Below are 11,879 nucleotides of genomic sequence, written 5' to 3' on the forward strand. Positions count from 1 at the left end.
AGGAGACACCCGTGAGCAACCCTTCCGAATACTTCGCCCAGGACTATCGCCAGGCCCGCCGGCAGTTCCTCGCCCGCGTCCGCGCCGCGGGCCTCGAGGCCAGCAGTCACGTCCACCCGCTGCCCGGCCGCGACGGCGAGCAGTTGGCCATGGACGTGGCCCGCTTCGGCGCCGCCGACGCCCAGGCCCTGCTCATCGTCAGCAGCGCCTGCCATGGCGTCGAGGGCTTCTGCGGCTCCGGCGTGCAGAACGCCCTGCTCGACGACCCGGGCTTCCACCAGCGGGCGAAGGCCGCCGGCGTGGCGGTGCTGTACATCCATGGCATCAACCCCTGGGGCTTCTCCTGGTGGCGCCGCTGGACCCACGAGAACGTCGACCTGAACCGCAACTTCCAGGACTTCGCCGGGCCCCTGCCCGCCAACCCGGGCTACGACGCACTCGCCCGGGCCCTGGTGCCGGACACCTGGCCGGCCCCCGAGGCCGACGAAGCGCTCTACGCCTACCTCGCCGAACACGGCCCGCGGGCCATACAGCAGGCCGTCAGCGGCGGCCAGTACAAGCACCCCGACGGCCTGTTCTACGGCGGCAACGCGCCAACCTGGAGCAACCTCGCCCTGCGCGCGATACTGGGTGAACACGCCAGCCGCTGCGCGCGCCTGGGCTGGATCGACCTGCACACCGCCCTGGGCCCCTGCGGCCACGGCGAGCGCATCGCCCACGCCCGCCCCGGCGACGCCGCCGGCCTGGCCCGGGCCCGCGCCTGGTGGGGCGCGGACGTGACCTCGCTGTACGAGGACGGCTGCGTGTCCGCCGAACTGGCCGGCAACATGTGGCACCTGGCCTACCAGGCATGCCCCCAGGCCGAATACACGGGCATCGGCCTGGAGTACGGCACCCTGCCGTCGGAGGACGTGCTGATGGCCCTGCGCGCCGACCAGTGGCTGAGCAACCACCCCGAAACCGACGCCGCCACCGCCGCGGCCATCAAGCAGCGCCTGCGCGACGCCTTCTACGTCGACACCGACCACTGGAAGCGGCGCGTCGTCGAACAGGCGCTGGACGCCGCCTTCCAGGCCCTGGACGGCCTGGCCGGCCAACCGGGAGCCCGCCCATGAACGATTCGCTGCACCTGCTCGACGCCACCGCCCAGGCGCAACTGGTCACCCGTGGCGAAGTCACCCCGCTGGAACTGGTGGACGCCGCCATCGCCCGCATCGAACGGCACGACCCGGCGCTCAACGCGGTGATCTGGCGCCAGTTCGAACAGGCCCGCGCACGGGCCCGCGGCCCGTTGCCCGGCGGCCCCTTCCGCGGCGTGCCCTTCCTGCTCAAGGACCTGGCCGGCGGCGCCGAGGCCGGCCAGCCGCTGTCCTACGGCAGCCGCCTGGGCGTGCACAACCGCGCCGACCACGACACCGAGCTGGTGCGCCGCTACCGCGCCGCCGGCCTGATCACCGTCGGCCGCAGCAACACCCCGGAATTCGGCATCCCCCCCACCACCGAGCCGGCGGCGTTCGGCCCCTGCCTCAACCCCTGGAACCTCGCCCTCTCCGCCGGCGGCTCCAGCGGCGGGGCCGCCGCCGCGGTGGCCGCGCGCCTGGTGCCCATGGCCCATGCCAGCGACATCGGCGGCTCCATCCGCATTCCCGCCTCGGCCTGCGGGGTGTTCGGCCTCAAGCCCAGCCGCGGGCGCAACCCGGTGGGGCCCAAGGTCGGCGAAGGCACCGGCGGCCTGCCCGCCGAGCACTGCTGCTCGATCTCGGTGCGCGACAGCGCCGCCCTGCTGGACGCCACCTCGGCGCCGGACTACGGCGCCCCCTACCTGGCCCCGCCCAGGAGCCGCCCCTACCTGCAGGAGATCGACGCCCCGCACCGCCGCCTGCGCATCGGCCTGCTGCGCACGCCGCTCACCGGCGTCGCGGTGCACCCGGACTGCCAGGCGGCGCTGGAATCGGCCGCCCGGCTCTGCCGCGAGCTGGGCCACGAGGTCAACGACGAGGCGCCGACGGTGTCCGACGTGCCCGCCCTCGGCCAGGCCTTCGCCCGCCTCTTCGTGGTCTCCGCGGCGCTGCACCTGCGCAGCCTGGAGCAACAGGTGGGGCACTCGGCCGGGCCCGACGACATCGAGCCGCTGACCCGCGCGGTGGTCGGGCTCGCCGGCCAGGTCAGCGCCACCGACTACGTCCTGGCCCAGCGCACCCTGCAACGCATGGCGCGGGAAATCGCTGCCTTCCACGAGCACTACGACCTGATCCTCAGCCCCACCCTGGCCTGCCCGCCGGGCACCATCGGCGAGCTGGCCTACCGGGAGGGCGAGCCCATCGACAGCTACTTCGGCCGTTCGGCGCCCCTTGCGGCCTTCACCTCGATCTACAACGCCACCGGCCAGCCGGCCATGAGCGTGCCGCTGTACTGGACCGAGGGCGGCATGCCCATCGGCGTGCAGTTCGCCGCGCGCCTGGGCGACGAAGGCACCCTGTTCCGCCTTGCCGCGGAACTCGAACGGGCCCGCCCCTGGGCCTCCCGCCTGCCGCCGCTGCGCGGCTGAGCCGGCCACCGTACCCGCAATGCCGCCCCGGCCAGGTCCGGGGCCAGGAGCCTCGCAGATGAACCCGCACCCCAGCGTCCACGCCATCGCCAGCCGCGCCGCCCCCCGCCCCCTGAGCGGGGCGCTGCCGCTGCTGCCGGCCCGCCACCTGGCGCGGCCGCGCCTGCTGCAGCGCCTGCTCGGCGGACGCCAGCGGGTGAACCTGCTGCACGCCCCCGCCGGCTTCGGCAAGAGCGTGCTGCTCAACGAATGCGCGCGCCAGGCCGGCCCCCGCGGGCGCGTCGCCTGGCTCGACCTGCGCGGCCGACCGCTGCGCCCGGACGACTTCCTCCGCCGCCTGGCCATAGTGCTGGACCTCGACCCCGCCGCGCGGAACTGGCAGGACGACCTGCAGCGCCTGCTGGAAGGCGGCCCGCAGCCGCTCTGGATAGTGCTGGACGACTACCCGCGCCAGGCCGACGCCGAACTGGACGCCTGCGTGGCCGGGCTGCTGGAGAACAGCGCCGCCGACATCCGCTGGTGGATCGGCGCCCGCCGCCGCCCGGACTGGAACCTGCCGCGCCTGCTGCTGCAGGGCGAGCTGCTGGAACTGGGCGCCGCCGACCTGGCGCTGGACCGCGACGAACTGGAACAGCTGCTGCGCAAGCAGCCGGCCGAAGCGGCCGAGGACGAGGCCGACGAGCTGCTCGGCCGCAGCGCCGGCTGGCCGGCCCTGCTCGGCCTGCTCGCCCTGCAGGGCCGCCTGCGCTGGCCCGAGGCCGGCGGCGGCCTGCTGCACGACTACCTGCGCCGCGAAGTGCTCGCCCCGCTGCCGGCGCCGCTGCGCGAGGCCCTGCGGGTGCTGGCCCACCTGCCCCGCTTCAAGGCCGGCCTGTGCCGGCACCTGGCGCCGGTGGGCGAAGCGGCCTTCGCCCAGCTGGAGCAGATGCAACTGCTCCGGCGCCTGGACGAAGGCAGCGGCTGGTTCGCGCTCTGGCCGCCGCTCGCCGAGCTGCTGCGCCAGGCCCACGACGAAGCGCCGCCCGCCGACGCCCTGCTGGCCGCCAGCCAGTGGTTCGCCGAGCACGGCGACCTGCGCCAGGCCACCCAGCTGGCCCTGGCCGCCGGCTCCATCGAGCGGGCCGTGGCGCTGCTGCAGGACGCCAACAGCGACCAGATGATGGTCGAGCACAGCGCCGTGCAACTGCTGCGCTGGCGCGACGAGCTGCCCGAGGGCCTGCTGCAGTCCAGCCCCAAGCTGATCCTCCTGGAAACCTGGGCGCTGATCCTCTGTGCCCGCCTGGACGAGGCCATGGCCTGCCTGCAGGGGCTCTCGCGCTTCCTGCCACGGCCGGACGCCCACCGCCAGCGGCTCTGCCTGGCGCACTACCAGGCCACCCTCGGCGTGCTGCAGCGCCAGTTCGCCCTGCCCGATGCGCGGCGCAACTGCAGCGACGCCCTGCAGCACCTGGAGGAACGCTTCTGGGGCCAGCACATCCTCTGCCACCAGGCCCTGGCCCAGCAGGCCATGGTCGAAGGCGACCTGACCGTCGCCCGCCAGCACTGCCAGGCCGGCCTGCGCCTGTCGCGGCGCCACGCCAACCTGTGCTTCGAGGCCCTGCTCAGCGTCGAGCACATCCACCTGCTGGCCCTTTCCGGCGAACACCGCCACGCCCTGGACTATGCCGAGCAGATGCTCGCCGAGTTGCGCAAGCACGCCCACGGCGGCCCCATGAGCGCCCGCCTGCACGTGCTGCGCGGCGAGCTGCTGGCCCTGCGCGGCGACGACACCGGCGCCGAGGCCGGGCTCCAGCGCGGCCTGCGCGAAGCCGAGGAAAGCCAGGACGCCTACCTGCTGTACGCCTACCACGCGCTGATCAGCCTGGCCTGCGAGCGCGGCGAGGTGGAGCGCGCCCACCAGTTGCTGCTGGCCGCCGAGCGGCGCATGCAGCGCCTGTGCATCCCCGAGATCCGCTACCGCGAAGTGCTGCGCCTGGCCCGCGCCCGGCTGTGCCTGGCCAGCGGCGAACCGGCCAGGGCCCGCGACGAACTGCTCGGCGTGCTCGCCGAACTGGGGCTCAACCCACTGCTGGCCCCCACCGGCTTCTACGACCTGCAGTACCGCGTACGCCTGCTGCTGGCCCAGGCCCACGACGAGCTGGGCGAAACCACCCGCGCCAGCCACGAACTGCAGGCCCTGCAGCGCGACTGCCAGCGCCTGGGCCTGCGCAGCCTGGCCTGCGAGACCCAGCTGCGCCTGGCCGAGACCCTCCACGCCCTGGACCAGGCGGCCGCCGAGGAACACCTGCGCGAAGCCCTGCAGGACTGCCGCAGGCTGTCCCTGCTGCGGCCCCTGGCCCGGCTGCAACGCAACGACGCCAGCTGGTCGCGGCAACTGCTGGCGCAACTCCCCGCCCTCGCCCCGGCCAACCGCGCGCCAGGCACCGCCGAAGCCCAGCCGGCGCCGGCGGAAATGCTCAGCCAGCGCGAACTGGAAGTGCTGGAACTGATCGCCCAGGGCTGCTCCAACCAGGAAATCGCCGAGCAACTGGAAATCTCGCTGCACACCGTGAAGACCCACGCCCGGCGCATCAACATCAAGCTCGAAGTGGAAAGACGCACCCAGGCGGTGGCCCGGGCCAAGGCGAGTGGGTTGTTGGCTTGATGGGGGGTCTTGGTGGGTGTTTTTCCTGTGGTATCGGTGTACTGGGGCGAGTCCGCTCCCTCTCCCCAGCCCTCTCCCTGAAGGGAGAGGGGGCTTGTCCGTGCCGAGAGAAGGAATGGTTCAGCCGGTAATCTCTGTGCTAGCCGGCTAACGCCGAAACACCAATGCACACCGAACGATCCCCTCTCCCTTCAGGGAGAGGGTTAGGGAGAGGGCGCTCTTAAACCCAACACCAAAGCCACCAACAAACTCCATCGCGGACAAAGTCCGCTCCGTTGCTCTCTGGGTTCCCGCATTCCGAAATTATTTGACCACCACATTCGCGGGAACCCAATAGACAGTTGCCCTACGGCACAACTAAGCACGGCCTCTCGTAGGAGCGAGCTTGCTCGCGAACAAACCCCGCAGCGAGGCCCATTCGCGAGCAAGCTCGCTCCTACGAAGAGCCCCGCCCCCCTCTGCACCGCTTTTTCACACCCCACCTGAACCTACCCCCCAACCCCACTCCAGCGCACACTATCAACCGGATCAGCGAGGCCAACCGCCCCGCTGCCGATCTGCAGCCTCCGCCGCCCCAACCCCGGTCGCACCCGGGATGGGTGCGGCGGTTTTTTCCCGCAACTGTACTGGTAGCGCCCCATCGCCCGGCGCTAGAGTGCCTGCTGCACAACGGGAAAAGAGAACGCCATGGGCCTGCCACTGACCTTCGACGCCGCCGACGGCTACCCGCTCCAGGGCCGCCTCTGGCGCCATGCCGACGCGGCCGCGCAGCCGCGCCCGCTGGTGATCGTCAACCCGGCCACCTCGGTGCGCGGCGACTACTACGCGCGCTTCGCCGACTACCTGCACGGCCAGGGCTTCGACGTGCTCTGCTACGACTACCGCGGCATCGGCGGCTCGCGCCCGGCCTCGCTGCGCGGCTTCTCCGCCAGCTGGCTGGACTGGGGCCGCCTGGACTTCGAGGGTGCCCTGCGCTGGGCCGCGGCCAACGCCCCGCGGCAGCCGATCCTGGTGGTGGCCCACAGCGTCGGCGGCTTCCTGGTCGGCCTGGCCCCCTCCAACCACCTCGTCCAGCGCGTGTTCAGCATGGGCGCGCAGTTCGCCCACTGGCGCGACTACGCCCCGCGGCGGCGCCTGCGCATGCTGCTCAAGTGGCACCTGGCGATGCCGGTGCTCAGCGGCCTGTTCGGCTACTTCCCGGCCAAGCGCCTGGGCTGGATGGAAGACACCCCCCACGGCGTGGTGCGTGACTGGACGCACCCCGGCCCGCGCTTCGAAGACGCCTACCGGCGCGGCCCGCAGGCCATGAGCGCGGAAGAACGATCGCGCCTGGCCGAAGGCTTCGCCGGGCTGCGCGGCGCCACCCTGGCCCTGAGCGTGACCGACGACGAATTCGGCACCGGCCCGGCTATCCAGCGCCTGCTGGCCTACTACCGCAACAGCCGCTGCCTGCACCTGCGCCTGCCGCCCCAGGCGCTGGGCCTGCAGGGCATCGGCCACTTCGCCTTCTTCCACAGCCGCTTCCAGGACAGCCTCTGGCCCATCGCCCTGCGCTGGCTGCGCGACGGCGAGCTGGACGACAGCCTCGCCGCCTACCTGGTGGCCCCCGCGCGGCAGCAGCCCGCACCGGCCTGAACGGCGTTTTTCCCAGGTGAATCAATGATCTGCCCGGTCGCAGGCAGTGATATCTCCTGGCCATTACACAAGACTGTCACACGGCTTTCATATGCTCTGCGCGTCCGAAACCCGCTCGCCAGAGCATCACAGCAGCCCGTGGTAGCCCGTGATGAAGAAACCCCAAGTCCTCCTCGGCCGATTCGCCCGCTGGGAGCCCCTGCGGCGCCTGCGCATCGGCCAGCGCACCCTGCTCTGCTTCCTGTTCAGCGCCGCGCTGCTGGGCGGCGTCGGCGCCTATTGCCTGTACCAGATGGCGGCCATCCGCGCCCAGGGCGAGGCCATCGACGGCGACCAGCTGCCGAGCATCGCCCTGGCCGACAGCATCGCCCTCAACCTCGCCCAGCTGCGCGTGCGCTCCATGCAGCAGGTGGCCAACCCCGAGCCCATGGTGCGCAGCGGCAACAAGGTGATCATCGAGCAACTGGCCCTGGACATCGAACAGGAATTCCGCGCCTACCAGGTGCTGATCAGCGACGACACCGAGCGTGGCGCCATCGAGGCGCTGCACCAGGCCTTCGGCCAGTTCATCCAGACCATCCGCGAGGAACAGCAGCTGCTGGAGCAGCAGAAGCTGGACGAGGCGCGCACCCTGCTGGTCGCCAACATCGACCAGCAGGGCGAAGCCATCGACACCCAGGTGCAACTGCTGCGCGAGCTCAACCGCCAGGCCGCGGACAGCGCCACCAGCACGGCCGCCAGCGCCTACGCCCAGGCCCTGCGCATCGTCTGGGCGGCCCTGGGCGGCGCCCTGCTGGTCACCCTGCTGCTGGCCTGGCGCCTGACACGCAGCCTGGTGCGGCCACTGGCCGAGGCGCTGCAGGTGGCCGAGCGCATCGCCGCCGGCGACCTCAGCCAGGGCGTGCACAGCCAGGGCCGCGACGAGGCGGCGATGCTGCTGGAGCGCCTGGGGCGCATGCGCGACAACCTGCAGGGCACCATTCGCCAGATCGGCGAGGCCGCCGAGCAGCTGGCCACCTCCAGCGAGCAGATGAGCGCGGTGATGGACGAAGGCAGCCGCGGCCTGCACCAGCAGCACGGCGAGATCGACGACGTCAGCCGCGCCATGAGCCAGATGAGCGCGGCGGTGGGCGACGTCGCCGAGCACGCGCAGAGCACCGCCGAGGTGGCCCGGCGCTCCAACGACGAGGCCCTGGACGGCCAGCGCCAGCTGGCCACCACCCTGGGCTCGCTGCGCGAGCTGGGCGAAGGCGTGCGCCACGCGGCGCAGCAGGCCCGCGGCCTGGCCGAGCAGACACTGAACATCAGCAAGGTGCTGGACGTGATCCGCAACGTCGCCGAGCAGACCAACCTGCTGGCGCTCAACGCCGCCATCGAGGCGGCCCGCGCCGGCGAGGCCGGGCGCGGCTTCTCGGTGGTGGCCGACGAGGTGCGCGCGCTGGCCAAGCGCACCGGCGACTCCACTCGCGAGATCGAACAGCTGATCGGCGCCATCCAGCAAGGCACCGGGCGCACCGTCGAGGCGCTGCAGCACAGCGCCGAGCAGGCCGACCACACCCAGGGCCAGGCCAGCGCCGCCGACCGCGCCCTGGCGCAGATCATCGAGGCCGCCCGCAGCATCGACGAACGCAACCGGCGCATCGCCGAGTCGGTGGAACACCAGGCCACCATGGCCCGCGACATCGAGACCAACCTGGGCAACATCCGCGACCTGTCCAACCAGAGCGCCGCCGGCTCGCAGCAGACCAGCACCGCCAGCCACGAACTGTCGCGCCTGGCCGTGGACCTCAGCGGCCTCGTGCAGCGGTTCCGCCTGTAGGATCGGGGACGGAGCGCTACAGTTGCAGGAAAAGCGCCGGCGTAGGGCGCATAACCGTTCGCGGTTATCCGCCGTTGGCCATGCCACCGGGGCGTCCGGCGTGGCCGGTGAGTACATGGGAATCCGGGAGCTTCATGGTTCCGCATCGCACCGAACGGTCCCCTCTCCCGCTTGCGGGGGAGGGTTAGGGAGGGGGTGCGGCGTCAGGGTTGGCAGAGGTGCGTGGGCGAAGTCCATCCCCTCTCCCCAACCCTCTCCCTGAAGGGAGAGGGGGCTGTCCGAGCAAGCGGATAACACAGCGTCAGCCGGCAAACTCGTAGGGCGAATAACCGTTCGCGGTTATCCGCCGTTGGCCGATGCGCGACGCAAATGGCGGATAACGCCGTAGGCGTTATGCGCCCTACGGGGAGCCCGGGAGCTTCATGGTTCCGCATCGCGCCGAACGGTCCCCTCTCCCGCTTGCGGGGGAGGGTTAGGGAGGGGGTGCGGCGTCAGGGTTGGCAGAGGTGCGTGAGCGAAGTCCGTCCCCTCTCCCCAACCCTCTCCCTGAAGGGAGAGGGGGCTGTCCGAACAGGCGGATAACACAGCGTCAGCCGGCAAACTCGTAGGGCGAATAACCGTTCGCGGTTATCCGCCGTTGACCAATGCACCGAGGTTCGACGCAAACGGCGCATAACGCCGTAGGCGTTATGCGCCCTACGAGCTATCGCGAACGCGGAAAACCAGGTTCGCGAGCAAGCTCGCTCCTACGAAGAGCAAAAGCGCTTTTGCTCTGGCGTTTGGGACTTCCAGAGAAACATCCGAGCGCACCGGAACGCCCCTTCAGAAGGCCGAGCGAAACCGGCGCTCAGGAGGTCATGCGACATGGATGTCGCTAGAGCCCCGATGGGCTACAGGGACGTACCCTCGGGGCGGGCCTCCGTGGCGGGGGAATTCGCGAGGGTAGCCCGGCTTCATCGGGCCCGTATGCGGGGCAAGCCTTCTTGGTTACTTCTTTGAGGTTCGGCTTCCCGACGTTTGAAAGAAGTGACTCGCCCGAGGGGGCGAAACAAGAAGGTCGGGCAGACTCGGAGCGGCGCAGAAATACCCAAGCCGAGGCAGCTGGGTTTCCGCATTCGCGGGAATGGCAAGGTTGAAGCGCGGGAAACCAAGGTTCGCGAGCAAGCTCGCTCCTACAAGAGCGTTTCCAGCGAAACATCGGTGCGTGTTCGCGGTTATCCGCCCCACGGGGAAAACCCCGGCCATCACGCCGATTTTGCCCCGGATCAACCCCTTTCGAGCCGTGTCTGGCCTAGACTTGCCTTATCGACAAAATGGACAAGGACCCACCATGGATTCCTTCGGCGTCACGCTCGCAGTCATCATCTTCGGCATGTTCATGCTCGGCATCGGCTTCACCATCCGCGAGCGGGGGGCGGGCGTGCTGCTCATGTGGGTCGGCGTGCTGAGCATGCTGTCGATCATCACCTACCGCATCTACCTCGCCACCTCGGCGGTCTGAGCGCCGCGCCAGCCGTGCATCGCCCGGGCGTAGCCGGCCGGGGCGAAGCGCAGGGTCACCCCCAGCATCAGCAGCACCGACAGCGCCAGCAGCGTCCAGGAGGCCTGGAAGCTGCCGGTGGTGTCGCGCAGCCAGCCGGTGACGTAGGGGATGATCCCGGTGATGATGAAGCCGATGCCCTGCACGAAGGCCGCCAGGCTCCCCGCCGGGCCGGGTTCGGCCAGGTGGTCGAGGGTCAGCGTCAGGCTCAGCGCAAAGCAGGCGCCCAGGCCGTAGCCGATCAGCGCCACCCAGGCCGCCGGCAGCCCCAGGGGCGCCAGCAGCAGGCCGGCGAAGCCGCCGAGCTGGATCAGCAGGCACAGGCACAGCCAGGGCCGGCGGTCCGCCGAGCCGCGGCTCAGGGCCGGCATGCTCAGGGCGCCGAGGACCTGGAAGATGGTCATCAGGCCGATCAACTGGCCGCTGCCCTGGGCACTCCAGCCCAGTTGCCGGTAGAACATCGGCAGCCAGGCCACCATGCTGGTGTAGCCGCCGTTGATCAGCCCGAAGTACAGCGCCAGCAGCCAGGCCCGGCGGCTGCCGAAGAAGTGTTCGCCACGCCGCGCCACGCTGGGCACCGCCGCCTCGCGCGGGCGCGCCAGGGCCCACAGCAGCAGCCCCAGCACCGCCAGCGCCACCCAGGCGCCCAGGCCCAGCTGCCAGTGGCCGGAGCCGCCGGACAACACTGGCGCCAGCACCGCCGCAGTGCCGCCGCCGGCCATCAGCGAGGCCGAGTACAGGCCCATGGCCGCCGGCACCCGCTGCGGGAACCAACGCTTGACCACCCCCGGCACCAGGGCCTGGATGATCGCCACGCCGGTGCCGGCCAGCACCGCGCTGGCGATCAGCGCCAGGCCGCTGTCCAGCAACAGGCGCCAGGCGCAGGCCACGGCGATGGCCAGCAGGCCGCCGAGCATGCCGCGGCCCTCGCCCAGGCGCGGGCCCACCCAGGGCAGCGCCAGGGCGAACAGGCCCATGCACAGCACCGGCAGCACCGTCAGCAGCGACGCGCCCTGGAAGCCCAGGCCGGTGGCCTGGCGGATCTCCGCGAGCAAGGGGCCGATGGAGGTGAGGATCGGCCGCAGGTTGATGCCCAGGGCGACGATCACCAGCAGGCCGATCCAGCCGACCCGCGCCTTGCCGGTGCTCATGGGCGGCGCTCCTGCCAGAAGCCGTACAGCCCCTCCTCGTCTTCCGGGCGCAGCGCCTGCAGGGGCAGCGACTGCCACTCCACGGGCTGCGCCATCTGCGCATAGACCGCCGCGGTGGACAGCCCGTAGGGCTCGCCGTCGGCGTTGGAATAGGCGTAGTAGGCGGCGCTGACGCCGCTCAGGTGCATGGCCGCCAGGCACATCGGGCACGGGTGGCCGCTGGCGTAGACCACGCAGCCGTCCAGGCGCGGGCTACCCAGGGCGCGGCCGGCCGCGCGCAGCGCCAGCAGTTCGGCGTGAGCGGTGGGGTCGTGGTCCAGGTGGGTGCCGTTGGCGGCGCGGGCGATGACCTCGCCGTCGCGCACCAGCACGGCGCCGAACGGGCGGCCGCCAGCCTCGACGTTGGCCCGCGCCAGGGCCAGGGCTTCGCGCATGTATGCCAGGTGTTGCATGGGGGAATCCTCTTCGGCGGGGCCCATTGCGGCGCCCCCTTCGTCGAAAGGGATTATCCCGGCGCGGCCTTCCATGGTGAAATTAAATGG

General features: G+C 71.3%; 8 protein-coding genes. 6 read left to right on the plus strand and 2 right to left on the minus strand.

Going from position 1 to position 11,879, the window contains the following annotated elements:
* The first annotated feature begins 11 nt into the window (after window positions 1-11).
* The 6 genes from VV867_RS10460 to VV867_RS10485 all read left to right on the plus strand — a co-directional run bounded on the left by VV867_RS10460 (window position 12) and on the right by VV867_RS10485 (window position 10,147).
* Entirely contained in the window at window positions 12-1,115 is a 1,104-nt protein-coding gene (locus VV867_RS10460; RefSeq protein ID WP_328566321.1) for a M14 family metallopeptidase, read from the plus strand.
* Window positions 1,112-2,548 carry an amidase gene (locus VV867_RS10465; protein ID WP_328566322.1) on the plus strand — a complete coding sequence of 479 codons (1,437 nt, stop codon included), beginning with the start codon at window positions 1,112-1,114 and terminating at the stop codon, window positions 2,546-2,548. Before VV867_RS10460 ends, VV867_RS10465 begins: the two co-directional genes overlap by 4 nt.
* A gap of 58 nt (window positions 2,549-2,606) precedes the next feature.
* Entirely contained in the window at window positions 2,607-5,192 is a 2,586-nt protein-coding gene (locus tag VV867_RS10470; protein ID WP_328566323.1) for a LuxR C-terminal-related transcriptional regulator, read from the plus strand.
* Between the two features lie 687 nt (window positions 5,193-5,879).
* Window positions 5,880-6,827: an alpha/beta hydrolase family protein gene (locus VV867_RS10475; protein ID WP_328566324.1), complete on the plus strand. Its 948-nt coding sequence runs from the start codon at window positions 5,880-5,882 to the stop codon at window positions 6,825-6,827.
* A gap of 151 nt (window positions 6,828-6,978) precedes the next feature.
* A complete protein-coding gene (locus tag VV867_RS10480; protein ID WP_328566325.1) occupies window positions 6,979-8,646 on the plus strand; it encodes a methyl-accepting chemotaxis protein in 1,668 nt (555 codons plus the stop codon).
* A 1,330-nt stretch (window positions 8,647-9,976) separates the two neighbouring features.
* Window positions 9,977-10,147: a hypothetical protein gene (locus VV867_RS10485; protein WP_009622326.1), complete on the plus strand. Its 171-nt coding sequence runs from the start codon at window positions 9,977-9,979 to the stop codon at window positions 10,145-10,147.
* Here the strand turns inward: VV867_RS10485 and VV867_RS10490 are convergent.
* The gene (locus VV867_RS10490; RefSeq protein WP_328566326.1) at window positions 10,123-11,337 is read right to left on the minus strand and encodes a CynX/NimT family MFS transporter; all 1,215 of its coding nucleotides are present in this window, start codon (window positions 11,335-11,337) and stop codon (window positions 10,123-10,125) included. The genes VV867_RS10485 and VV867_RS10490 overlap by 25 nt on opposite strands.
* Window positions 11,334-11,789 (minus strand): nucleoside deaminase, encoded by a 456-nt coding sequence (locus VV867_RS10495; RefSeq protein WP_328566327.1) that lies wholly within the window; start codon window positions 11,787-11,789, stop codon window positions 11,334-11,336. The genes VV867_RS10490 and VV867_RS10495 overlap by 4 nt, the downstream gene beginning before the upstream one ends.
* Between the last annotated feature and the right edge of the window lie 90 nt (window positions 11,790-11,879).

The sequence above is a fragment of the Pseudomonas sp. JH-2 genome (assembly GCF_036231725.1).
GTDB lineage: Bacteria > Pseudomonadota > Gammaproteobacteria > Pseudomonadales > Pseudomonadaceae > Pseudomonas > Pseudomonas delhiensis.